This window comes from Chromobacterium haemolyticum (assembly GCF_009936155.1).
GTDB lineage: Bacteria > Pseudomonadota > Gammaproteobacteria > Burkholderiales > Chromobacteriaceae > Chromobacterium > Chromobacterium haemolyticum.
The window spans coordinates 135,535-159,683 of sequence record NZ_AP019312.1 but is presented as its reverse complement, the minus strand read 5'-3'; the positions used below and the strand labels follow the sequence as shown (position 1 = coordinate 159,683).

Below are 24,149 nucleotides of genomic sequence, written 5' to 3'. Positions count from 1 at the left end.
CACATATATTCGGTATTCAATTGTGTCGCACACCCACACCTCGTCGCTCAGTCTCCCAAGCCACTCAAATGATAGGATCAAGCCTCACGAGCAATTAGTATCGGTTAGCTTAACGCCTCACAGCGCTTCCACACCCGACCTATCAACGTCCTGGTCTCGAACGACTCTTCAGGAGGGTCAAGCCCTCAGGGAAGTCTCATCTTCAGGCGAGTTTCCCGCTTAGATGCTTTCAGCGGTTATCTCTTCCGCACTTAGCTACCCGGCAATGCGACTGGCGTCACAACCGGTACACCAGAGGTGCGTCCACTCCGGTCCTCTCGTACTAGGAGCAGCCCCCGTCAAACTTCCAACGCCCACTGCAGATAGGGACCAAACTGTCTCACGACGTTTTGAACCCAGCTCACGTACCACTTTAAATGGCGAACAGCCATACCCTTGGGACCGGCTACAGCCCCAGGATGTGATGAGCCGACATCGAGGTGCCAAACACCGCCGTCGATGTGAACTCTTGGGCGGTATCAGCCTGTTATCCCCGGAGTACCTTTTATCCGTTGAGCGATGGCCCTTCCATTCAGAACCACCGGATCACTATGTCCTGCTTTCGCACCTGCTCGACTTGTCGGTCTCGCAGTTAAGCTACCTTTTGCCATTGCACTATCAGCACGATTTCCGACCGTACCTAGGTAACCTTCGAACTCCTCCGTTACACTTTGGGAGGAGACCGCCCCAGTCAAACTGCCTACCATGCACTGTCCCCAATCCGGATCACGGACCAAGGTTAGAACCTCAAACACACCAGGGTGGTATTTCAAGGACGGCTCCATGAGAACTAGCGTTCCCACTTCATAGCCTCCCACCTATCCTACACAAGTCTGTTCAAAGTCCAATGCAAAGCTACAGTAAAGGTTCACGGGGTCTTTCCGTCTAGCAGCGGGGAGATTGCATCTTCACAAACACTTCAACTTCGCTGAGTCTCAGGAGGAGACAGTGTGGCCATCGTTACGCCATTCGTGCGGGTCGGAACTTACCCGACAAGGAATTTCGCTACCTTAGGACCGTTATAGTTACGGCCGCCGTTTACTGGGGCTTCGATCAAGAGCTTGCACCCCATCACTTAACCTTCCAGCACCGGGCAGGCGTCACACCGTATACGTCCACTTTCGTGTTGGCACAGTGCTGTGTTTTTGTTAAACAGTCGCAGCCACCGATTCTCTGCGACCTCTCAAAGCTCCTCCCGCGGGGGATTCACTCTAAGAGGCATACCTTCTCCCGAAGTTACGGTATCAATTTGCCGAGTTCCTTCTCCTGAGTTCTCTCAAGCGCCTTAGAATTCTCATCCTGCCCACCTGTGTCGGTTTGCGGTACGGTTCTTATGCAGCTGAAGCTTAGTGGCTTTTCCTGGAAGCGTGGTATCAGTCACTTCAGGTCCGTAGACCCTCGTCATCACGTCTCGGCCTTAAGGGAAGGCGGATTTGCCTACCTCCCCAGCCTACCGGCTTAAACAGACTATTCCAACAGTCTGATGACCTAACCTTCTCCGTCCCCACATCGCACTGCATAAAAGTACGGGAATTTTAACCCGTTTCCCATCGACTACGCTTTTCAGCCTCGCCTTAGGGGCCGACTCACCCTACGCCGATGAACGTTGCGTAGGAAACCTTGGGCTTTCGGCGAGCGGGCTTTTCACCCGCTTTATCGCTACTCATGTCAGCATTCGCACTTCTGATATCTCCAGCATCCCTTACGAGACACCTTCTCAGACCTACAGAACGCTCCCCTACCATCTGCACTTACGTGCAAATCCGCAGCTTCGGTTATCAGTTTGAGCCCCGTTACATCTTCCGCGCAGGACGACTCGACCAGTGAGCTATTACGCTTTCTTTAAATGATGGCTGCTTCTAAGCCAACATCCTGGCTGTCTAGGCCTTCCCACTTCGTTTACCACTTAACTGATCATTTGGGACCTTAGCTGGCGGTCTGGGTTGTTTCCCTCTTGACGATGGACGTTAGCACCCACCGTCTGTCTCCCATGCTCGCACTTTCCGGTATTCAGAGTTTGCCATGGTTTGGTAAATCGCAATGACCCCCTAGCCATAACAGTGCTTTACCCCCGGAAGTGATACATGAGGCACTACCTAAATAGTTTTCGGGGAGAACCAGCTATCTCCGAGTTTGTTTAGCCTTTCACCCCTATCCACAGCTCATCCCCTAGTTTTGCAACACTAGTGGGTTCGGACCTCCAGTGCGTGTTACCGCACCTTCATCCTGGCCATGGATAGATCACTCGGTTTCGGGTCTACGCCCAGCAACTAAAACGCCCTATTCGGACTCGGTTTCCCTACGCCTCCCCTATTCGGTTAAGCTCGCTACTGAACGTAAGTCGCTGACCCATTATACAAAAGGTACGCAGTCACGGAACAAGTCCGCTCCCACTGTTTGTATGCATCCGGTTTCAGGTTCTATTTCACTCCCCTCCCGGGGTTCTTTTCGCCTTTCCCTCACGGTACTGGTTCACTATCGGTCGATCATGAGTATTTAGCCTTGGAGGATGGTCCCCCCATCTTCAGACAGGATTTCTCGTGTCCCGCCCTACTTATCGTACGCCTAGTCCTTGGAATGTGTTTTCGTGTACGGGGCTATCACCCACTATGGCGGTCCTTTCCATGAACCTTCCACTAACACAATCCATAACACGTACAGGCTCTTCCGCGTTCGCTCGCCACTACTAACGGAATCTCGGTTGATTTCTTTTCCTGCAGCTACTTAGATGTTTCAGTTCGCTGCGTTCGCCTCCTCGTGCCTATGTATTCAGCACGGGATCTCCTTGCGGAGGGGTTTCCCCATTCGGACATCGCGGGATCAAAGCTCTATTGCCAGCTCCCCCGCGCTTTTCGCAGGCTTACACGTCCTTCTTCGCCTATGATCGCCAAGGCATCCACCAGATGCACTTAGTCGCTTGACCCTATCATTTCAGTAACCTGGATCACTAAAACAACAAGTTGTGTTTGTGCGACGACTACACCGCCCCTTTTGATATGGCGACGTAGCCTAGATACAATCAAATACCCAAGATGACGATCCAGCCAATGAAGAGTTAACTCCATCGTCCTTCTCGCCGTCTTTATATATTCGGCTTCTTCAGTTTGTTAAAGATCGGGCGTTAAAAATACAACGCAAACACAACCAAGCTGTTTTGCAAACTCGCTTGTGTTTGAGTTGTGGTGGAGGATGACGGGATCGAACCGACGACCCCCTGCTTGCAAAGCAGGTGCTCTCCCAACTGAGCTAATCCCCCTCTTTTTGCCTTATGCAGCGTTGCTCAACAGCTCATGTACAATTGTACATTTCGCTATTTCGCGCCTTGCCTAAGCCAAAAATTACGTATCGCTACGCAAATTCTTGGTGGGTCTGGTTGGACTCGAACCAACGACCCCCGCCTTATCAAGACGGTGCTCTAACCAGCTGAGCTACAAACCCATTTCTCGGTCAGCCATCGCTGGCTGACACGCCCTTAACTACAAATAACCGATAGGCTGTAAGTACTCGATCAACAACCTTCTCTAGAAAGGAGGTGATCCAGCCGCAGGTTCCCCTACGGCTACCTTGTTACGACTTCACCCCAGTCATGAATCCCACCGTGGTAAGCGGCCTCCTTACGGTTAGCCTACCCACTTCTGGTGAAACTCACTCCCATGGTGTGACGGGCGGTGTGTACAAGACCCGGGAACGTATTCACCGCAGCATGCTGATCTGCGATTACTAGCGATTCCGACTTCACGCACTCGAGTTGCAGAGTGCGATCCGGACTACGATCGGTTTTATGAGATTGGCTCCACCTCGCGGCTTCGCGACCCTCTGTACCGACCATTGTATGACGTGTGAAGCCCTGGTCATAAGGGCCATGAGGACTTGACGTCATCCCCACCTTCCTCCGGTTTGTCACCGGCAGTCCCATTAGAGTGCCCAACTTAATGATGGCAACTAATGGCAAGGGTTGCGCTCGTTGCGGGACTTAACCCAACATCTCACGACACGAGCTGACGACAGCCATGCAGCACCTGTGTTAACGCTCCCTTTCGGGCACCACCACATCTCTGCGGCGTTCGTTACATGTCAAGACCAGGTAAGGTTTTTCGCGTTGCATCGAATTAATCCACATCATCCACCGCTTGTGCGGGTCCCCGTCAATTCCTTTGAGTTTTAACCTTGCGGCCGTACTCCCCAGGCGGTCAACTTCTCGCGTTAGCTTCGCTACCAAGGATTCAAACCCCCAACAGCTAGTTGACATCGTTTAGGGCGTGGACTACCAGGGTATCTAATCCTGTTTGCTCCCCACGCTTTCGTGCATGAGCGTCAGTGTCATCCCAGGGGGCTGCCTTCGCCATCGGTATTCCTCCGCATCTCTACGCATTTCACTGCTACACGCGGAATTCTACCCCCCTCTGACGCACTCTAGTCGTGCAGTCTCCAATGCCGTTCCCAGGTTAAGCCCGGGGCTTTCACATCAGACTTGCACAACCGCCTGCGCACGCTTTACGCCCAGTAATTCCGATTAACGCTTGCACCCTACGTATTACCGCGGCTGCTGGCACGTAGTTAGCCGGTGCTTATTCTTCCGGTACTCTCAGCCCCAGTAGGTATTAACCACTGGGATTTGCTCCCGGACAAAAGTCCTTTACAACCCGAAGGCCTTCTTCAGACACGCGGCATGGCTGGATCAGGCTTGCGCCCATTGTCCAAAATTCCCCACTGCTGCCTCCCGTAGGAGTCTGGGCCGTGTCTCAGTCCCAGTGTGGCGGATCATCCTCTCAGACCCGCTACTGATCGAAGCCTTGGTGAGCCTTTACCCCACCAACTAGCTAATCAGACATCGGCTGCTCGTATAACGTGAGGCCTTACGGTCCCCCACTTTCCCCCTCAGGGCGTATGCGGTATTAATCCGGCTTTCGCCGAGCTATCCCCCATTACACGGTACATTCCGATGCATTACTCACCCGTTCGCCACTCGTCAGCGGTGCAAGCACCCTGTTACCGTTCGACTTGCATGTGTAAAGCATGCCGCCAGCGTTCAATCTGAGCCAGGATCAAACTCTTCAGTTCAATTCCAAGCAAATTTTCTGGCACGCAAGATCAAAGAAACATCGAGACATTTCTCGTCTTGCAGTGCAAGTGTTTGGTCATCGACCGAGCACTTACACCTATCGGTTATTCGTTCTGTTAAAGATCGGTGCAGATCGCTGCGTTTCGTTTCCGTCGCTGCGTTGTCTGCTGAGGAGGCGAACTATACGTCACGACCCTACACCCGTCAACACCTTTTGCGAGAAAAACCCCCATTTCCGCAAACAAAATCTACAAACCTTTGATTTGTAAAGAACCGATCATTTTAGGCAGGAGCGACTTCTTCCGTGCCCTCTGCCTAGCCTTGCTCCAAGGGGGCGAACTAAATGCGTAAAAGCCCCGTAAACCGGGGCTTTTACTGAAATGGGCGCCGGCTTTCAGGCCAACTCCCACGCCAAGACGGCTCAAAAGCCTTGTTCAGCTGCGGTAGTCCGCATTGATTTTCACATAATCATAAGAGAAGTCGCAGGTCCAAACCGTAGCCTCCGCCGCGCCGCGCCCCAAGTTCACCCGCACAAGGATTTCCGGCTGGGCCATCACGCGCTGGCCGTCTTCTTCTTTATATAGAGGATTGCGTCCGCCGTTGACGGCGACCAGCACATCGTCCAGATACAGTTCCAGGCGATCGACATCCAGGTCCTGCACCCCAGCGTAGCCGATGGCGCACAAGAGGCGCCCTAGATTGGGATCGGAGGCGAAGAAAGCGGTTTTCACTAGCGGGGAGCGCGCGATGGCGTAAGCGACGTCCTTGCATTCTTCGAACGAGCGACCGCCCTCGACTTTAACGGTGATGAACTTGGTGGCGCCCTCTCCGTCGCGGACGATGGCCTGGGCCAACGCCGTGGCGACTTGAACCAGTTCCGCCTTTAACGCTTGGTAGGCTGCCTGCTGCGGGGAATCGATCAACGGACCGCCGCTCTGACCGGTGGAGATCAGGATGAAGCTGTCGTTGGTGGAGGTGTCGCCGTCCACTGAGATGCAGTTAAAGGAAACATCGGCCACTTCCTTCACCAATTGACGCAGCACCGGACGGGTTACCGCGGCGTCGGTGGCGATGAAGCCCAGCATGGTGGCCATATTGGGATGGATCATGCCGGCGCCTTTGGAGATGCCGGTGATGTTGACCGGGTGACCCTCCAGCGTCAGGCGGGCGCTGACCGCTTTGGGCGCGGTGTCCGTTGTCATGATGGCGCGGGCGGCGTCGGCCCAGTCCGCGCCTTGCCGACCCGGCAGCGCCGCGACGATCTTGTCTACCGGCAACGGTTCCAGAATCACGCCGGTGGAAAAGGGCAGAATCTGTTCGGGTTGGCAGCCCAGCTCATCGGCCAGCGTCCGACAGACTTGCAGCGCGTCGCTACGGCCTTGTTCGCCGGTGCCTGCGTTGGCGTTGCCGGTGTTGACGACCAGCGCGCGGATTTGCACGCCGGCGTCCAGATGCTTTTTACAGATTTGCACCGGAGCGGCGCAAAAGCGGTTTTGGGTGAACACGCCGGCTACGGTGTTGCCCTTGTCCAGATGGATGACCAGTACGTCGTTGCGGTCGGCTTTCTTGATGCCGGCTGCGGCGACGCTCAGTTCCACGCCGGGAATGGGGAAGAGATGTTCGCCGCTGACGGGCTTGAGGTTTACTGCCATCTATCGCTCCAGATCAATCAATATTATTCGCATCGATTGTAGCGGATTTGTTCCGCCGGACTGGAAACTAAAACGGCAGATGGATCAGCCCGCCTCGGCCGCCGCCGCGCTCAATAATTCGAGCAGCGCCTCGCCGTAGCGCGCCAGCTTGAGTTCTCCCAACCCATAGACCTTGGCCAGGCCGGCACGGGAGGTCGGATGCTTTTCCACCAGGTCTCGCAAGGTGCGGTCGGAGAACACCGCGTAGGCCGGCACATTGTGTTCGTCCGCCATTTGTCGGCGCCAGCCGCGCAGCGCCTGCCACAACCGTTCTTCGCGTTCGGTGCGCAGCCAACGGTCGGCGCTGGCTGTGCTGCGCGACGCTTTGTCGTCGGCCACCGGCCGCAGATAGACTTTTTCCTGGCCTTTGAGCACGCTGCGGCATTCATCGCTCAACACCAGCGATTGGCCGCGGGCGATGTCGACATGCAAAAGCTTGCGCGCCACCAGTTGGCGAACGATGGAGCGCCAGACGCGTTGGTTGTAATCTCGACCGATGCCGAAGGTGGACAGCTTATCGTGGCCGTAATGGCCAACGCTTTGATTGGCGCGGCCCAGCAGCACGTCGATCACGTGGCCGGCGGAGAAGCGCTGCTCCACCCGGTAAATGCAGGACAGCAGCTTTTGTACCGCCACGGTGGCGTCGAAGGTGATGGGCGGATGCAGGCAGTTGTCGCAATGGCCGCAAGGGCTGCTCTGTTCGCCGAAATGAGCCAGGATGTGCTGACGGCGGCAGGACGCGGCTTCGCAAAAGGCCAGCATGGCTTCGAGCTTGCCTAATTCCACCTGCTTTTGCAGTTCAGCCATCTCCCCGCCCTCTATCATTTGCCGCAGCTGCACCACGTCGTTGAGTCCATAGCACAACCAACTGGCGGCGGGCAGACCGTCGCGGCCGGCGCGGCCGGACTCCTGATAGAAGTTCTCCGGGCTCTTGGGCATATCGATATGGGCGACGAAGCGCACGTCCGGCTTGTCTATGCCCATGCCGAAGGCAACGGTGGCCACCATGACCACGCCCTCGTCGCGCAGGAATTCGCGCTGATTCGCCTCACGCTGCTGATGGCTGAGGCCGGCGTGGTAGGGCAGCGCGTGAATGCCGTTGTCGCACAGCCATTGCGCGGTGTCTTCCACGCGCTTGCGCGACAGGCAATAGACGATGCCGGCGCTGCCCGGGTATTCGTTGCGGATGAAATCAAGCAGTTGCTTCTTGGCGTTGTGCTTTTCCACCACTTGGTAGAACAAGTTGGGGCGGTCGAAGCTGGACAGAAAAACGCGCGCGTCCTGCAGCTTCAAGTAATCAATGATGTCCGCGCGGGTTTGTTCGTCGGCGGTGGCGGTCAGGGCAATGCGCGGCACTTGCGGGAAACGTTCGGCCAGGAAACCCAATTGCTGGTATTCCGGACGGAAGTCATGACCCCAGTGGCTGACGCAATGCGCTTCGTCGATGGCGAACAGGCTGATGTTCAGCTGCGATACGAACTCTTGGAAGCGCGGCGTCAGCAAACGCTCCGGCGCCACGTACAAGAGGTCCAGCGAGCCGGCGCGCGCCTGGCGCGCGATGTCGCGCGCTTCGTCCAGCGGGGTGGCGGAATTGAGGCAGGCCGCGGCCACGCCCTGTTCCACCAGAGTGGCCACTTGGTCCTGCATCAGCGCGATCAGCGGGGACACCACGATGGCGACGCCTGGACGCATCAGCGCGGGGATCTGGAAACAGAGGCTTTTGCCGCCGCCGGTGGGCATCAGCACCAGCGCGTGGCCGCCCTGGGCGACATGATCGACAATCTCCCCTTGCTGTCCGCGGAATTCGGGATAGCCGAAGATATTATTGAGTAGGGAGAGCGCGTCCTGCATAAGCCGTCTTCTTGCGAGAAGGGGACTATTGTACGGCAAGTGGCCGGCAGCGTCCTGTCTCGGGCGCAATGGGCAAAAAAAGGGCCGCTGGAGTGCAGCGGCCATAAAGTTGGATGGAGACAATGTGAAACGAAGAGGAAAAATGCTCTCGCACTACCATGGACCTGTGGGACACTCGCGAAGTTCCGTTTTTTACATTTATTTTTGGTGTTCTCCCGCAAAAAAATACTTACATGGCATTGAGGATTTTTTGCGGTGCAGCACTGTCGAAGGCTTCCGGCAACCAACCTCAGCGCGGCGCCGCTCGAACCACCCCGCGCGCCAGGCTTGGAGCCTTTCTTCCGCTGTGCGACACTGACCGACGATTTCGTGGAGGCATCAATGCGTAATATTTGGCCCGTCCTGTTGGCGGCCGCAGTGATCAGCGGCTGCGCCAGCGCCCCTAGCAAAGCACCCAGCCCGTCGACCGTCGGCAAGCCTATTCAATCCGGCGCCAGCCCAGCCAACGCCGATTGGCAAAACCTGGGTGTGTCCCCCAACGGCAACATTCTGAACGAGCTGGACAAGTTGTCGGTCCGCAAACAGGGCCAGCTGGTCAGTTTCCGAGACCGTAAAACCATCTTCAATCTGAAGAAGGAAAACTTCCTGTCCACGCCGCGCCACAAGGTGTCGATCAATACTTGGCAGATAGACTGCTCGCAACGCACTTTCCGCCTGCTGGACATGGTGTTGTTCGATGAGAACGGCCGCCAGATCGCCAGCTTCACCTATAATGACGCTCAGATAAAACCTATGCCGGTGGTGCAGAATTCGGCCAGCTATCAACAAATGTTGCTGGTATGCAAGGGCGACCCGGGGTTCTGAACCCGATTCGCCCTACCCGCTCGCGCGCGGCCCGGCCCCGCGTCGCGCCAAAACGAGAGCGGGCCTCTTCTGCGTAGCGGCCCCGCCGCCCAACCGGCCCCATGCCTGGAGCACCCATGCAAGCGATTAGACGAGTGGTCTTCAATCAAAAAGGGGGGGTGGGCAAGTCCACCATTACCGTCAACCTGGCCGCCGTCGCCGCCAAACAGGGCAAACGGGTGCTGTTGGTGGACCTGGACCCGCAAGGCAACGCCAGCCATTATCTGATGGGCTCCGCCGCTAGGGACGAGGCGCCGTCGCTGGCCGGCCTGTTCGAGCAGATGCTGAATATCTCCATGTTCAGCAAGGAGCCGTCTGACTTCGTCCGCGCCACGCCGCTGCCCGGGCTCAGCCTGCTGGCCTCGCACCCGGACCTTGCCGAGCTGATGGGCAAACTGGAGGCGCGCTACAAAATGTTCAAGCTCAAGGAAGCGCTGGACAGTTTGAGCGGCCAGTTCGATGAAATCTGGATCGACACCCCGCCGGCTTTAAACTTCTTCACCCGCTCGGCCTTGATCGCCGCGGACCGCTGCCTGATTCCCTTCGACTGCGATGCCTTTTCCCGCCAGGCCCTCTATAACCTGAAAGTGAACACCGAGGAAATTCGCGCCGACCACAACCCCGAGCTGTTCATTGAAGGCATCGTGGTCAACCAGTTCCAGGCCCGGGCCAGCTTGCCGGTGCGCCTGGTGGAGGAACTTAAGCAAGAAGGCCTGCCGGTGCTGTCCTCTCCGCTGTCTTCATCCGTGAAAATCCGGGAGTCACACGATGCGGCGCTTCCCATGGTGTACCTGGACCCACGCCACAAACTGTCGCGCGAGTTCGAGGCCCTTTACCAGGAGCTGGCGCGGGATGGACGGCGAACCTAAGCGCCCCGGATCGCCGTCTGCCGGCTTGCGCGGAGGCGGTTTTCCTTGAATCGCCTGAGCTCGCTGGTGATTAGCGGCCTGCTGAGCGTCGGCCTGCTGTCCGCCGAATATTGGCTGATGATCAACGATGAACGCGCCGAGCTCATCGACCGTCAGCATTACTGGGGCGAGCTGAGCGCCGAACTGCTGCGCGTGCGAATGCAAGCGATGCTGGACCACTCCGCCGTGCTGGCGCAAAGCCTGGCCAACAGCCCCCAACCACGCTCTCTGGCCGTGCTCGCGCGCAGCACCATACGCGACGATACGCCGTTCGGCGGACTGGGCATCATCGAATATGTGCGCCCGGAGCAGCGCGAGGCGTTCGAGAGCCGCGTCGCCAATAGTATTCGCGTGCTCCAGGACCGGCATCTGGCGCCCAGTCCGCGCCGCCCGCTGTACTATCCGATCTCCAGTTATCTGCCTGACGACAGCAACGCCTTGCCGCAAGGCCTGGACCTGGGCGGCGTCGGCAATGCCCGCCGCAAAATGGACCTGGCGCGCCACAGCACCCAGCCCGTGCTGATGCCGACCACGCTGCCCGGCAGCAACGGCAGCCGTCTGGACATCGTGGTGCGGCTAAACGACGACAACACGCTGCTGCTGTTGAATCTGCGCAAGGACAAGCTGATTCAGGACAGCCAGCGCGAACCCGGCACCGCCAGCCCCTTGCGCCATGTGCGCATTGTCGCCTGGACCCAGGAGCAGCCCGACGCGCCCTTGCTGGACTCTCAGCCCACCCGGCCGCTGCCGTCCATGCCTCCCTTGTACACCATTCGTCACAATCTGGGCGGCAACGAGATCTTGTTCGGCGCTTATCCGCAAGGCGTGGCCAATCCCGGCATGCGTCTGACCCACTGGGCCATCCTGGCCACTACCGCCGGCTTTTTGCTGGCGATGTTCTGGTTCCAGCAACTACAAGCCCAATCCCGCCGCCGGATGCAGGATCAGCTCAAGCGCAGCCAGCAGCAACTGGAGATGAATACACGCACGCTGCGCGAGCAAATCAACGACAGGGTGATGTCCGAGCAAGCGCTAGCGCAGAGCGAGGCGCGCCAACGCGCCATTCTGCAGGCCAGTTCCGACGCCATCATCCTGATAGACCATCAAGGCCTGGTCTTGCAGATCAACCCGGCGGCTGTTCGCTTGATCGGCCAATCGGCAGACATGGTGCGCCAACTGCCGATAGGCAAACTGCTGGATGAGTTGTACGACCGCAATCCGGCGCGCAGCTTCGAACACATCGCCCAAGAGCATGAAGGTCGGCCCTTCGAAGCCAGCTTGCGCCGCAGCGACGAGCATCTGCTGCCGGTGGAGCTCTCGCTCAGCCGGGTCACCTTGCCTGACGATTGGTTCTACGTGGTGGTCTGCCGCGACATTTCCATCCGCAAGGAACAAGAAGCGGCGCTGATCGAGCTGAAAAACAGCCTGGCCGAGCAGGTGGAAGTGCAAAGCCGCCAGCTGTCCGCGCTGCTGGACGCCAGCCCGATGGCGATGGCCTACATCGTGGACCGCAACCTGCTCCAGGTGAACCGCGCCTTCCTCGACCTGTTCGAGCAACGCGAGGAAGCTATCCTGGGCCACAGCACGATGCCCTTCTTTGAATCGCCGGAACAATGGGAGCGCACTGGCAAAGCGCTGTACAGCCTACTCAACGACGGCAAGGTGGTGCAGACCGAACAAAGGCTGCGCACCGGCACCGGCAAACTGTTCTGGTGCCGGCTGTATGGCAAGGCCATCAACCCCTCGGTGCCCAAGCTCGGCACCATCTGGCTGTACCAGGACTTTTCCGCTCAGCGCGCTCTGGAGGAAACCCTGCGCCATGCCAAAGTGCTGGCCGAGGAAAACAGCCGCGCCAAAACCGAATTCCTGGCCAATATGTCCCATGAGCTGCGCACGCCGCTGCACGCCATCCTCGGCTTTACCGAAATGGGTCAGGCCCGCTCACGCGGGCAGAACGACGACAAGATGGCGCAATACTTCAGCCGCATTCAGAGCAGCGGCAACCGGCTGCTGACACTGCTCAACGATTTGCTCGACCTGGCCAAGATGGAAGTGGGTCGCATGGAATACACCATAAGCCGCAACAATCTGTGCCAATGCCTGCACGATATCTGCGACGAAATGACGCCGCTTGCCGCGCTCAACGAAATCCGCATCGACCTGAACTGCTCGCCAGAACCGCTGAACGCCGACATCGATCCCTTCCGCATAGGCCAAGTGATGCGCAACCTGTTGTCCAACGCCATCAAGTTCAGCCCCCGCGGCGGTGAAATAGGCGTCAACGCTTGTCTGCGCCAGGACCCTGACGGCGAGAACATTCTCGTCACCGTGGAGGACGCCGGTCCCGGCGTGCCTGCATCCGAGCTGGAAAGCATTTTCGACAAATTCATCCAGAGCAGCAGCACCAAGACCGGCGCCGGCGGCACCGGCCTGGGGCTGGCCATTTGCCGCGAAATCATCACCGCCCACCATGGGCACATCTTCGCGAGCAATTTGCCGACACACGGCGCGCTGTTCACCTTCATCATTCCGCGCACCCGGCCGGCCGGCGCCACGGAGGACACCAACCATGCCCCACAAACTACTGCTCGTTGACGACGAACCCTTCAATCTGGAGCTGATGGCCGAGCTGCTGCAGGACGCCGGCCACGAAGTGGTCCAGGCCGAGGACGGAGAAACCGCGCTGGCCATCTTGCAACGCGAAGGCGAAACTTTCTCCACCGTCCTGCTGGACAAGATGATGCCCGGCATCAGCGGTTTCGACGTGCTAAAACGCATCAAAAGCGAACCGCGGCTTGAGTTTTTGCCGGTCATCATGCAAACCGCCATGGGGGCGGCCTCCAGCGTGCAGGAGGGGTTGGCCGCAGGCGCCTTCTACTACCTGACCAAGCCGTTTTCCCGCGACATGCTGCTGGCCATCGTCGAAGCGGCGATAGGTCACTGGGACCGCTACGCCCATTTCCGCGAGTTGGCCAATCTGCATGTAGACGCCTTGCGTCATCTGAACAAAGCCTCCTTCACCTGCCGCAGCCACAAGGAAGCCCAAACCGTCACCGCCCTGTTGGCCAAAACCTGCGCCCACCCGGAGCGAGTGGCCACCGGTTTGTTCGAGCTACTGGTCAACGCCATTGAGCACGGCAACCTGGACATCAGCTTCGACGAAAAAAGCCACTACATGGCCGAAGGGCAGTGGGAGGCCGAGCTGGCTCGCCGCATGCAGGATCCGGAGCTAGGGCTGCGCCAGGTCTGCGTGGATTTCAGCCGCGAGCCCGAGCAAATGCGCTTCACTATCAGCGACATGGGCGCGGGCTTCGATTGGGAGCGTTACCAGAACGCCGAGCCCGCCTCGCTGATGTCCAGCCACGGTCGCGGCATCCTGATCGCCCGCAAGCTGTCCTTCGACGGCCTGCACTACCAGGGGCGGGGCAATATCGTGGTGGCCCACGTCAACAGCGAGGGCTAAGAATCAGCGCCATGCTGCGGCGGCGCCCCCATGAATCCGCCAGGCGACAGACTCAAGGCGGCTCGCCGCAATCGCCGCGCTCGCGCCAATAACGGCGTTGGCTGTCGCGCAGGCAGGTCCACTCCACCCCGTCGCCGAACTCCAAGGCCAGCGCGCCGTCCAGATCGGTGCGCAGCACGGCGACGCCAGCCTCCTCCACCCGCCTCAGTACAGACGGATGCGGATGGCGGTAACGGTTCAGGTAACCGGCGCTGATCAAGACCACTTCCGGCTGCGCCGCCGCCAACCAGGCGGCCCCGGTGGAGGTGCGGCTGCCATGGTGGCCGGCGGCCAACACCGTGCTGCGCAGGCGCAGCCCAGGCTGAGCGGCCAACATGCGCTCCACCGCCTCCGGCGCATCGCCGCTGAGCAAGAGCGCGTGTTTCATGCCGGCCACTCGCAAAATACAGCTCTGCGCGTTCTCGTCATTGGCCGGAGCCGCGTCCGGCGGACCCAGCACATCGAAACGCACCCCGTCCCATGCCCAGCTCTGTCCAGGGCGGCAGCCGTCGCCGCTCAACCCCAGCCCCGGCAAGGACTCCGGCTGGCCGGCCAACACCCGCCCCACCGGCAAGGCCGCAGCCAGCTCGGCGGCGGCGCCGTCGTGGTCGCTATGGTGATGCGACAGCACCAAGCCATCCAGCTCCTTCACCCCCAAGCCTCGCAACTGCGGCAACAGGATTCTCTCCGCCCCGCCAAGACCGGTATCGAACAACAAGGAACGGTTGCGGGTTTGCACCAGCACCGCCAGGCCCTGACCCACATCAAGCATGGTGGCGCGGAATTCGCCCTGTGCCGGCGGCGGGGGCTGATAGGCCAACATCGGCAGCAACATCAAAGCCGCCAGCCCTCGTCCCGGCACGCCTCGCGGGGCGATCAGCCACGCCGACCCCAGCAAGGCCAGCAAGAACAGCGGCAGAGGCGTTCCGGCCAAGGACATGGCCGGCGCTTGCGCCAACCACTCCACCCCCCAGTAAAAACCGCGCACCAGCCAAGCGGCCAAATGCAGCGGCCACTCCAACGGCAACAAGGCGGCGGCCAAAGCCAGCGGCGTCAGCAACACCGACACATAGGGGATGCCCAGCGCGTTCGCCAGCGGCGACACCAGCGGAATGCCGCCGAACCACCAAGCCAGCGGCGCCAGCGTGCATACGCCCGCCGCCCACTGTCCCGCCAACGCCGCCCGCCATTTGCCCGGCGCGCGGCGTCTGGCGATGGAACTGGCCATCAAGGCGGCTACCAGGCCGAAAGACAGCCAGACGCCAGGCGCCAGCACGCAGAAAGGATCCATTAGCAAGACCACCGCCAAGGCCAGCCACCAGATGCGAAACGGCGACAAGCCGCGCCGCAGGCACAGGGAGGCCAGTCCGACGCCCAACATGAACAGCGTGCGCTGGGTCGGCACCGAAAAACCAGCCAGCAAGGCATAGGCCGCCGCCGTCAGAAAAGCCCCGCCGGCGATCAGCAAGCGCGGCGGAAAGCCTAAGACCGGCAGCCTTCGCGACAACCAGGCCAGCGCCGTCGCCGCCAAACCCGCCAGCATGGTGATGTGCAGGCCGGAGATCGAAACCAGATGCGTCAGGCCGGTGGCGGCGAACAAACCCCAATCCTCTCGCGCCACACGCTGCTGCGCGCCCACCGTCAACGCGGCGATCAGGGCCGCTTCGCGCGACTCGCCCAACACCCGCTCTATGCGCGCCACCAGAGCGGCGCGCGCGCGATCCACCCAGGCCAGAGGCGCGCGGCTGTCCTCCAGCCGGCGCTCGCCCGGTCTCAACGAACCGCTGGCTAACACGCCTTCCGACCACTGCCATTGTTCAACGTCGAAACCGAATGGATTGGCCGTGCCGCGGCTGCGCTTGAAGCGCGCTTCCGCCCGCCAGCGGCTGCCTGTTGGCCAATCGCGCTGAAGAAAATCCGTAAGCCGCACGGTTTGCGGCAGCTTGACGCCCGGTGTCAGCGTGCGTTCCACCTCCATGATCAGCCGCGTCCCATACTCCCCGGCCTGCGGCAGGCCGCGCACCTCGCCGACGAAAACGATGGACCGCTGCTGCCAATCGGCCGGCAGTTGCTGCGCCATGCGGTAGTCGGCGCGCCAGGCAGCATAGCCTAGCCCCAGCAGGAAGGCGGGAATCAGGGCGGCCCAAGGCCGCGCCCGCAACGGCAGGCAAGCCGCCAGCGCCGCAGCGCCCACAGCCAGGCCCAAGCACCCCGTGGCAGCGGGCAAGGCCGGCAAGGCGGCGCAAATAGCAATGCCGCATAGCAGTGCGATCAAGACAAGCATGCCGGCATCTTAGACAGCGATGCCGCGCCATCGCAATCTATTAAACACATTCACTAAACCACTAGCCAATCATCATGCTATATGTATTTTTTTCACGCCAAAACCCCACACGTAGCAGATAAATATCAAAAAAATAAGCAGTGGAAATGCGTATTGCATTAACAGGGCGCTGGGCTACACCTAGGACAAGCGCTTTCAAAAACGCCCGGTCGCCGCGAAGCCCCGCTTGGCTCCAAGCGGTCTCAAGCGCGGCAGCCGGCTTCACTTTGAAACACGGTTTTCCCATCTGGCAACCGCCAGGCGGATCACTCGCAGGAGGAACACATGGACGCATACATGGGCACTATTACGGTCTACGGCTTCAATTACGCGCCGCAAGACTGGGCGCTGTGCCAGGGCCAGACCTATCAGGTATCGCAGTACGAAGCCTTGTACTCGCTGCTGGGCACGCTCTACGGCGGCACCGCGTCGCAAAACTTCAAGCTGCCCAACCTGACCGGCCGCATGGCCATTGGCACCGGCCCCGCCCAGCCCGCCTATAATCTGCCTGCCTACAACCCCGGCCAGTTCGGCGGCACTCAAAACGTGGCGCTCAGCGTGGCCAACTTGCCGGCTCACTCCCATACCGCCACCTCCATGGCGGTGACCTTCCACGCCGCCGGCACGCCGACGCCGGCCACCCCGGCCAGCGCGCCCAGCGCCAGCAACCCCTACTTGGGCGCTTCCGGCGCCGGCACCGGCTTGGCCACCATCTGGTCCACGGCGCTCAACAATCCGGTTTCGGTGCAGGGCTTGTCCGCCACCGGCAATACCGATCTGACCGGCGGCAACGCTCCGGTCAGCGTGCTCAACCCCTTCCTGGCGCTGAATTTCTGTATCGCCATCAACGGCCTGTATCCGGTTCGTCCATAATCACAATACGCGGCGTTGCGCCGCTTCCGGCCGCCTCTCCGCGCAGGGGCGGCGGCCTTTGTCTTCAGGGGATCTCGCCATGCTCGCCACCGTCCAAGCCGAAGATTTCATGCATCTGCTCGGCAAGCACTGCATCTTCCGCAACCCGCAACATCCCGATATTTCGCTGCAAGTGCAGGCCGTGAAGCTGCGGCCGCAGGCTCAATCGCCGCACCAGACCGCGCGGCGCACTCCTTTTGTGGTGGAACTGGCAGCCGAAGGCGCCACCGATCTGGAGGACGCAGTGGGCCAACTGGAACTGCCCGCCACCGAGCACAGCGACGCCATCCGCCTGGATCTGGTGTGGATAGGCCGGGTGATTCCCGCCGGACGCGACCCGGCGCTGGCCTACTTCCAGCTGCCGTTCAATTGAGCCGGCCCGCCGACAGCCCATGGGCGGCCGGCGGACGGAGAAAAAGGACGAAGACTCCGGCCGCACGGCTCGCCCGGCGAAATATTACAAACCCGCCCGCGCCTCGCCCCGCGGCGAGTGGCGCTCGGGCCGCCACACAAGCTTGTCCGCCATGTCGCCGGCTTCTTCCAGCACAAAACCCAATTGGTGATAGAGCCGGCGCGCTTGCACATTGCTGTGCCAAACCACGACCGCCAGCGGCGCGCGCACTTGCCAGGCCGCCTGCTGCAAGCCCATCAGCACTTCCTTGCCGTAACCCAGGCCGCGCGCTTCCGGCACCATGGCCAGGAAGATGATGCGCACTTCGTTATGGCCGAAATCCACCATCACCACGCCGACGCTAGTCCCGGTTTTTTCGATGACGAAGTGCATCGCATCCGGATAGTTGTCGCCCGCGCCGCGTTGCAACACCTGGTATTGCTGTTCCTGTACGGTGCGGATCAGTTCCTCCTCTCCATCTATCAGCTGCAGGTCCGGGCGCGCGCTGCGGTAGAGGCCGGCTATGAAGGCCTCGTCGAGATGCCGCGCCGGGCGTAGATGCAAGCCTTCGGCCAACGAGGAAGTGTTCAAGAATGAGGACATGATGAACGGCTCCTTTCCAAAACCTGTTGCGGGACGCGCCGGCGGCGCGCCCGTTTCGTTCTACGCGCCAGTGCGCGCAAGATCTTGCAAATCAGGCGAAAACGGCTGAGAAAGCGGAGTACGCACACGGTGCATGAGCATTTTGAGCTCATTTTTAAAGCCGTATCGCCGAATTTGAGCAGGTTCTTACAACCCCGCTTCCCGGCGAAATACCGCCAGCAACTGACGCAACCCGCGTTCCAGCAAGCTGTAACGCTCGCCTTGCAGCCTCGCCACGCCGGCCAGTTCCCGCAGCGGCGCACCGCTGCGGTCGCAGCGCTCCAGCCGTACGCGGAAGGTGGCCGCCAGCGGCACCAGGCCGCGGTCCCGTTGCTCGGTGGGAACCGGCCCGCCATAGGTGGAGGCCAGCAAGGGCTGATCCAGCAAGGGCAGATTAAGCCTGTCGATCTGGCCCAGCCTGCATTCCACGCTCCAAAACTCTCCTCCGTCGGCGACGAAGCGGGCGACATGCCCCGGCTTGAGTCCGTTCAGCGCCGCCTCCTCTACAAAGGCTTCGCCCTTGACCCCGTCGGGCCCCACCACGTCCAGCAGGTGCTCGCCCTCGGCCAGCGCGGTGCCGGCGCGCAGCGCGTCGCTGACGTCCACGACCCGACCGGAGAAAGGCGCCACCAGGGTGAGCCTGGCCATTTGCTGGCGCAAAGCGGCCACTTGTTCCTGCGCCACCTGCCATTGCTTACGCAAGGCGGGACCACGCTGTTGCAGCTCCAGGTCGAATGGTTGCTGCGCGGTCTGCCAGGCCAAATCTCTCTCGCGGGCGCCAGCCAGCGCCAGTTGCGCCTCCAGCATCGGCGAGCTGAGTCTGGCCATGATCTGCCCCGCCTTGACCAGTTGGCCGTCGCGCACCAACACTTCGGCCACCTCGCCTGCCGCCGGCGCGTACAGACCCTGGGACTGCAAGGCGCCCAGCACCGCCGGGCTGGCCACCTCGCGCTGCCACGGCAGAATCAGCGCCAGCGTCAGAACCAGCAAGGCCGCGGCGCTGCGACGGGTTGCGCGGCCCCAGCGCAGATCGGTTCGGCGCTGCCACCACACCATCAGTTCGCCCACCACCGGACGGGCGATGAACCATCCCAGCTCCACCGCCAGCAACAGCATGCCCAAGGCCTTGAAGAACAAGTGGTAGACCAGGAAGGCGATGGAAAGAAACAACACCAACCGGTACAGCCAGGTGGCCCACGCGAACAGAATCAGCCCGCGTCGGCGCGCAGCCGGGAAGTGCTCCGGCACTGGGTCGTCCAGACCCAACAAGGTTTTGCGCAACTGCCAGCGCGCCAGCGCGAAAGCGCGGTTATGCAGGTTGGGCAAACCAAGATAATCCGCCAGCAAAAAATAACCGTCAAAGCGCATGAAGGGGCTGGCGTTGATCGCCAACGTCGCCAGCCAAGTGGTAGTGGCCAACAGGAAAACCCCGGCTCGCAATGGGCCGTCCGGCAAGAAGCTCCACAATAAAGTGGCCCAGGCGGCCAGAACCAGCTCAGCCAGCATGCCGGCGCCGCCAATCAGCAACCGCTGACGGCGCGAGTTCAGCTTCCACGCGTCGTTGGTGTCGGTGTAGAGCACCGGCATCATCACCAAAAACGCCACACCCATGGCCGGCACCCGGCAACCGAAGTGGCGCGCGGTCAGCGCATGCCCCATTTCGTGCAGGATTTTGGCCAGGCTCAGCGACACGCCGATGCCTATGGCGGCGCTGACCCCGCCATAGGCGGAAAAAGTATGAGTGAACTCGTCCCAGCGCCGGGACACCAACGCCAACGCCAGCAGCAGCACCGCTCCCATCGCCAGCCAGAAACGCGGATGGAATAGCCAGCCGGTCCACGGCAGCAGGCGATTGAGCAGGGCCTCCGGCCTCAACAGCGGCACCCGGAAGAACAGGTAATTCTTCAACAGCCACATCGCGCGGCTGGGGCGGTTGGCCTCGCGCAACTGCCACAGCCAGCCGTTCTGCTCGACGCTGGCGGCCTGCAGCAGTTGATGGCGGGACAAGAACAACAGCACCGCTTCGATGTCTTCAGCGCCAAGTTGCAGCGTGGTTTCGGCATTGACGGCTTGCAGCACCGCCTCGGCGGTGCCCAGCCGCCAACGCGACAGGATTTCGAAACTGGCCCAGCCCAATTGATAGAAGCGGTGAGCGCAGGGATCGTGCAAGGTCCAACTGGGCGCGCCGTCGGCCAGCACCGGGCCGGGATGCAGCGTCAGTTCCTGACGCAGCGCGGGCAAGGCGGGAGATGACATGCTCACCACCCCAGCCATTGCCGCGCGGCGGTCAGCGGCCTGCGCAAAGCGTAATAAATCAGCGGCACCCAGTCGCCGTAGACGCGGGCGGTGCCCATCTGCCCCAACCGCGGCTTGTCGCCGTCAACGAAGCGGGCCTGCAGCCGGTAAGCGAGCAGGCCGCCCTCCACCGCCTCGGCCTTATAAGCGACGCGGATGATTTCGGCGTCGTAGGACTCGGTGGGCGAGGCATTGGGATAGAGGGTGATCTTGCCGCCGGGGGCCACGTCTATGGCTTCCGCCGCCGGCAGCCAGGCGGCCAGTTCCACGTGGGCGGGGTCCGCCAGGGTCATCACTTTTTCACCTACCGTCACCGCCTTGCCCTGCCAGTCGTTGCGATCGGAAAACACCACTACGCCGGCGCTGGGCGCGGTGACATGCAATCTTTGCAGCTCCAGGCCGGTGTATTCGGCGGCGATGCTTTTTTCTTCGAGCTTGGCGCGGTCCTGCGCCATGGCCAGCTTGCCCTTGTCGTCTGTGACCGCCAGTTGGGCGCTGGCCCGAAAGCTTTCCTGCGCGGCGTCTCGCTCGCGCGCGGCCATGGCGAACTGACCGGCCAGCGAGGTGGCGTCCAGATCAAACAAGGGATCGCCGGCTTTGACGCGCTGATTGGGTTGCACCTGGATGCGGTCTATCACCCCGCTGAGCGGCGCGCGCAGCAGCACCGGGTTTTGCGGCGTCACTTCTCCGCGCGCCAACACGCTGAGGCGAATCGGCATGCAGGCCAGCAACAACGCCGCGATGAGCAATCTCCTCTGCTTGCGACCGGGCCTCAGCCATTGCCCCGCCAGCTCCCGCCAGTTGCGTCTGGGCGCGAAGCGCAGCAGCGCATGGCCATAGCCATGAGCCAACTCTTCCGCCAGCTTGCGCTCGTAATCGCTCCACGGCATTTCCCGCGCCAGCAGCCAGGCGCCCTGCTCGCCCAGAGGCAGCCACAGCGCGTGGGCCGGCAGCCAGGAAGACCAATCTTCGGCCAGCGCCGTCGGCAGGTCGCCGGCTTCGAGCAAGCGGCTGTCCTGTCCGGCTTCCTGCCCGCCGACCTCCGCCAAATGGCGGAAGACGCGGGACAGCCATTGCATGTAAGGCGCGGTGGGGTCCAGCTCCGCCAGGCCGGACAAGGCGGTCACATGGCGATGCAGGCCCTCGCGCCATACCGCCGCCTGGCGGTATGGCAGCAATTGCTGGCTTTCGTTGACGATGATGAAACCCAGCTGCTCTGCGCTGACCGCGTCGCGCGCGCGGTGCAGCAACTGCAGCAGGCCGGCCAGTTCCCGGCTTCTATCGGCGTGCCCCATGCACCGCCTACTTGAAGCTGGCCCAGCCGCTCATCCCCGGCAACAGACTGGCGCCGTTGCCCTCGATGACGCCCACCGCGAGGATGGATTGGCTGACCGGGTCTATCTGCGCGCCCAGGCGTTCTATCCTGGCCGGGAAGCTGGCGCCCAACTCGTCCACCGCCACGGTGAACTTGCTGCCGGGCTTGAGCTTGGCCAGCCATTTGGACGGCACCAGCATGCGTAGTTCCAGCGAGCCGGAATCGACGATGTCCAACACCGGATTGCCCGGGCTGACGTATTGGTGCACCGCGGCGATGCGGCGCGCCACGCGGCCGTTGAACGGCGCGCTGATCACGCATTTGCCTACGATGGTCTGCATATAGCTGGCGTCCGCGGCCGCTTCCTTGGCTTTGCCCTGGGCCTGGGCCACGTCCAGCGCGCCGGCGGAATTGAGCTTGGCCAGTTGGTTGTTCACCTTGAGCAACTGGCTGGCGGCCTCCAGCGAGGCCTGGGATTTGCGCAGCTGGGCGCGATAACTTCCGCAGTCGAACTGCACCAGAGCCTGGCCCTTGCTGAAGCTGGCGCCCTCAGGCACCGGCAAGGCCGCAATCTTGGCCGCCACCTCGCCGGACAGGGTCACGGCGTTGCGCGCCATCAACTGCACGCGGATGCGGCCGTCGCTGGCGTTGGTCACCGGCGCCGGCAACGGTTTGGCTGGCTGCGTCGCCGCCTGAGCCCAGCCGGCCGCCAGCAGGCAGACCGCGGTCCGAAGTGCCGTCAACTTCATGGCTTGCTCCCCGCCACCTGCCCCTGCCAACGCGTTTCCGCGCCTTTGAAGGCGGCGGACAAGGCCGGCAGATCATAGCTGGCGGTGCTTTCCGGCAGCGGGTCCATCCCCAGGCTGGAGCCCATCTGGCCGTAGGCGTTTTGCAGATCGCCGTAGCTTTGGTACAAGCGCAGCGTGGAGAACACCGCGTTGGCGTCGGCCAGGATCGCCGGCAGACGGCCCTGCACGCCGCTGTCTGTGGCGTTGCGGTTCTGCACGTAGATGCGTTGTTCCACGTCGTTGAGTTCTTGTTCCAGCGAGAACTGGCGTGAACGGCCCTTGAGGTCGAGATAAGCCACGTGCACTTGGGTCAACACCGCCATGTTCAGCGCCATGCGCTGGGTCTTGGCCACTTGCAGCTGGGCGTCTGCGGCTTTGGTGATCGGCCCGGCGCTGAACAGATTGAGCAAGTTCCAGCTGATGCGCAGGCCGGCGTCGCTCCAAGAGTTGTTGACCAGGAATTTATTGCTGTCGTAGTTCTGTCCGATGCTGAATTCCAGGCCCGGCAGCAGCTTGGCGATGGCCTTGCGGGTTTCGATGACGCCGATGCGCTCGTTATAACGCGCCTCGTTCAATTCCGGCCGATTCAGCAGGGCCATTTCCTCCATCTGCTCCAGCTTCAGGCCCAAGGCAGGAGTGGGCAGCCCTGCCGGCACCGCCACCTTGAAATCGGTGCCCGGCGGCACGTTCATGATGGCGGCCAGCTTGGGTTTGGCCTGGGCCAGCGCGTTGCGGATCATGCCCATCTGGCGGATCACGTCCAGCAGTTGGCGGCGGTAGTTCAGCGCTTCCAGCGGCGCGCGCAGCTTCTGCTTCTCCACCTGCCTCGCGTCTTCCAGCGCACGATTGGTTTCGGCCAGCAGCGAATCGATACGGCCCTCCAGCTGTTGCGCGCCCACTGCCTGCCACCAGGCTTCACGCACTTGCTGCATCAATTGCTGCGCTACTTTGCGCTTGCGCTGCTGCAGGATCAGCATGCGGTCGGACTGCTGCTGCGCGGTGTAGTAGCTGACGCCGAAGTCCAGCACGTTCCAGCTCAAGTTGAGGTCCGCGGTATGGCTGCGCTTCTCCGAGGAGATGGACGGCACCAGCGATTGCTCGCCGGTGGCGACGTTCTGCGACGAAGAGGCGTTGTCCTTGTTGCGCGCGGTGTAGCCGGCGGCCAGCGCCAGCTTGGGCAGCATGTCCAGGCTGGACAGGTCCAGCTGGCGCTGCGCCATCGCCTCTTCCATCAACTTGACCCGGTAATCCAGGTTGTACTTCAACGCGCGCGCCATCGCCTCTTGCAAGGTTACCGGCCCGGCCAGCGGCTCCTGGCTGCCGAACATGGCCTGGCGGTCCGCCGCCAGCGTGGCTTGGCGATCTCCCAGGCTCATCGGCGTGGGCGTGACCGCGCAACCGGTCAAAGCCAACGCGGTCAGCGCGGCCAGCGTTCGAAGAACGCCGAGGCCGGCCCCTCCCCCCTGTGTTTGTTGCTTCATATCGTCCCCTGCGCGTTTGTTTGTTTAGTGAAGTTATGGATGAAGC

Annotated in this window: 14 protein-coding genes, 2 tRNA genes and 2 rRNA genes; 6 read left to right on the top strand and 12 right to left on the bottom strand. The window is 61.3% G+C overall.

What is annotated here, in order from left to right; translation table 11 throughout:
- Positions 1-73: 73 nt before the first annotated feature.
- The 6 genes from GYH29_RS00650 to recQ all read right to left on the bottom strand — a co-directional run bounded on the left by GYH29_RS00650 (position 74) and on the right by recQ (position 8,643).
- A 23S ribosomal RNA gene (locus tag GYH29_RS00650) occupies positions 74-2,962 on the bottom strand.
- 257 nt (positions 2,963-3,219) lie between these two features.
- A tRNA-Ala gene (locus GYH29_RS00645) sits at positions 3,220-3,295 on the bottom strand.
- Positions 3,296-3,400: 105 nt separating this feature from the next.
- Positions 3,401-3,477, bottom strand: a tRNA-Ile gene (locus GYH29_RS00640).
- 87 nt (positions 3,478-3,564) lie between these two features.
- A 16S ribosomal RNA gene (locus GYH29_RS00635) occupies positions 3,565-5,100 on the bottom strand.
- The 16S and 23S rRNA genes sit together here with 2 tRNA genes alongside, the layout of an rRNA operon.
- Positions 5,101-5,535: 435 nt before the next feature.
- Positions 5,536-6,753, bottom strand: coding sequence for a bifunctional glutamate N-acetyltransferase/amino-acid acetyltransferase ArgJ (gene argJ, locus GYH29_RS00630; RefSeq protein ID WP_161523047.1), 1,218 nt, complete (start codon positions 6,751-6,753; stop codon positions 5,536-5,538).
- A gap of 84 nt (positions 6,754-6,837) precedes the next feature.
- The gene (gene recQ, locus GYH29_RS00625; RefSeq protein ID WP_161523046.1) at positions 6,838-8,643 is read right to left on the bottom strand and encodes a DNA helicase RecQ; all 1,806 of its coding nucleotides are present in this window, start codon (positions 8,641-8,643) and stop codon (positions 6,838-6,840) included.
- A gap of 381 nt (positions 8,644-9,024) precedes the next feature.
- Here recQ and GYH29_RS00620 point away from each other — a divergent pair, with 381 nt between their 5' ends.
- The 4 genes from GYH29_RS00620 (at position 9,025) to GYH29_RS00605 (ending at position 13,917) form a co-directional block, all read left to right on the top strand.
- Positions 9,025-9,507 carry a surface-adhesin E family protein gene (locus GYH29_RS00620; RefSeq protein ID WP_019102160.1) on the top strand — a complete coding sequence of 161 codons (483 nt, stop codon included), beginning with the start codon at positions 9,025-9,027 and terminating at the stop codon, positions 9,505-9,507.
- A 116-nt stretch (positions 9,508-9,623) separates the two neighbouring features.
- Positions 9,624-10,415: a ParA family protein gene (locus tag GYH29_RS00615; RefSeq protein WP_081576133.1), complete on the top strand. Its 792-nt coding sequence runs from the start codon at positions 9,624-9,626 to the stop codon at positions 10,413-10,415.
- Between the two features lie 45 nt (positions 10,416-10,460).
- A complete protein-coding gene (locus GYH29_RS00610; protein ID WP_161523045.1) occupies positions 10,461-13,049 on the top strand; it encodes a sensor histidine kinase in 2,589 nt (862 codons plus the stop codon).
- On the top strand, positions 13,024-13,917 hold the full coding sequence (locus GYH29_RS00605; RefSeq protein ID WP_043594632.1) for an ATP-binding response regulator: 894 nt from the start codon (positions 13,024-13,026) through the stop codon (positions 13,915-13,917). Before GYH29_RS00610 ends, GYH29_RS00605 begins: the two co-directional genes overlap by 26 nt.
- Before the next feature lie 52 nt (positions 13,918-13,969).
- On the opposite strand, the gene GYH29_RS00600 is transcribed toward GYH29_RS00605, so the two are convergent.
- Complete coding sequence (locus GYH29_RS00600; RefSeq protein WP_161523044.1) at positions 13,970-16,240, bottom strand: DNA internalization-related competence protein ComEC/Rec2; 2,271 nt, start codon at positions 16,238-16,240, stop codon at positions 13,970-13,972.
- Between the two features lie 324 nt (positions 16,241-16,564).
- Between GYH29_RS00600 and GYH29_RS00595 the strand changes: the two genes are divergently transcribed.
- Both GYH29_RS00595 and GYH29_RS00590 read left to right on the top strand, forming a co-directional pair.
- On the top strand, positions 16,565-17,152 hold the full coding sequence (locus GYH29_RS00595) for a phage tail protein (RefSeq protein WP_019104296.1): 588 nt from the start codon (positions 16,565-16,567) through the stop codon (positions 17,150-17,152).
- Between the two features lie 79 nt (positions 17,153-17,231).
- Complete coding sequence (locus tag GYH29_RS00590; protein WP_019104297.1) at positions 17,232-17,564, top strand: hypothetical protein; 333 nt, start codon at positions 17,232-17,234, stop codon at positions 17,562-17,564.
- Positions 17,565-17,648: 84 nt separating this feature from the next.
- On the opposite strand, the gene GYH29_RS00585 is transcribed toward GYH29_RS00590, so the two are convergent.
- From GYH29_RS00585 to GYH29_RS00565, 5 genes are all read right to left on the bottom strand, one after another.
- Positions 17,649-18,185: a GNAT family N-acetyltransferase gene (locus GYH29_RS00585; RefSeq protein ID WP_107731368.1), complete on the bottom strand. Its 537-nt coding sequence runs from the start codon at positions 18,183-18,185 to the stop codon at positions 17,649-17,651.
- A gap of 186 nt (positions 18,186-18,371) precedes the next feature.
- A complete protein-coding gene (locus GYH29_RS00580) occupies positions 18,372-20,480 on the bottom strand; it encodes an HlyD family efflux transporter periplasmic adaptor subunit (RefSeq protein WP_232060469.1) in 2,109 nt (702 codons plus the stop codon).
- A 2-nt stretch (positions 20,481-20,482) separates the two neighbouring features.
- Positions 20,483-21,814 (bottom strand): efflux RND transporter periplasmic adaptor subunit, encoded by a 1,332-nt coding sequence (locus GYH29_RS00575; protein ID WP_161523043.1) that lies wholly within the window; start codon positions 21,812-21,814, stop codon positions 20,483-20,485.
- Positions 21,815-21,821: 7 nt separating this feature from the next.
- Complete coding sequence (locus GYH29_RS00570; RefSeq protein WP_019104302.1) at positions 21,822-22,583, bottom strand: efflux RND transporter periplasmic adaptor subunit; 762 nt, start codon at positions 22,581-22,583, stop codon at positions 21,822-21,824.
- Positions 22,580-24,103, bottom strand: coding sequence for a TolC family protein (locus GYH29_RS00565; RefSeq protein WP_052052311.1), 1,524 nt, complete (start codon positions 24,101-24,103; stop codon positions 22,580-22,582). Before GYH29_RS00565 ends, GYH29_RS00570 begins: the two co-directional genes overlap by 4 nt.
- Positions 24,104-24,149: the final 46 nt, after the last annotated feature.

Excerpts from the sequence above, each read along its gene's own strand:
- argJ (WP_161523047.1), bottom strand. The coding sequence starts at position 6,753 with ATGGCAGTAAACCTCAAGCCCGTCAGCGGCGAACATCTCTTCCCCATT.
- recQ (WP_161523046.1), bottom strand. The coding sequence starts at position 8,643 with ATGCAGGACGCGCTCTCCCTACTCAATAATATCTTCGGCTATCCCGAA.
- GYH29_RS00620 (WP_019102160.1), top strand. The coding sequence starts at position 9,025 with ATGCGTAATATTTGGCCCGTCCTGTTGGCGGCCGCAGTGATCAGCGGC.
- GYH29_RS00615 (WP_081576133.1), top strand. The coding sequence starts at position 9,624 with ATGCAAGCGATTAGACGAGTGGTCTTCAATCAAAAAGGGGGGGTGGGC.
- GYH29_RS00605 (WP_043594632.1), top strand. The coding sequence starts at position 13,024 with ATGCCCCACAAACTACTGCTCGTTGACGACGAACCCTTCAATCTGGAG.
- GYH29_RS00600 (WP_161523044.1), bottom strand. The coding sequence starts at position 16,240 with ATGCTTGTCTTGATCGCACTGCTATGCGGCATTGCTATTTGCGCCGCC.
- GYH29_RS00595 (WP_019104296.1), top strand. The coding sequence starts at position 16,565 with ATGGACGCATACATGGGCACTATTACGGTCTACGGCTTCAATTACGCG.
- GYH29_RS00590 (WP_019104297.1), top strand. The coding sequence starts at position 17,232 with ATGCTCGCCACCGTCCAAGCCGAAGATTTCATGCATCTGCTCGGCAAG.
- GYH29_RS00585 (WP_107731368.1), bottom strand. The coding sequence starts at position 18,185 with ATGTCCTCATTCTTGAACACTTCCTCGTTGGCCGAAGGCTTGCATCTA.
- GYH29_RS00580 (WP_232060469.1), bottom strand. The coding sequence starts at position 20,480 with ATGTCATCTCCCGCCTTGCCCGCGCTGCGTCAGGAACTGACGCTGCAT.
- GYH29_RS00575 (WP_161523043.1), bottom strand. The coding sequence starts at position 21,814 with ATGGGGCACGCCGATAGAAGCCGGGAACTGGCCGGCCTGCTGCAGTTG.
- GYH29_RS00570 (WP_019104302.1), bottom strand. The coding sequence starts at position 22,583 with ATGAAGTTGACGGCACTTCGGACCGCGGTCTGCCTGCTGGCGGCCGGC.
- GYH29_RS00565 (WP_052052311.1), bottom strand. The coding sequence starts at position 24,103 with ATGAAGCAACAAACACAGGGGGGAGGGGCCGGCCTCGGCGTTCTTCGA.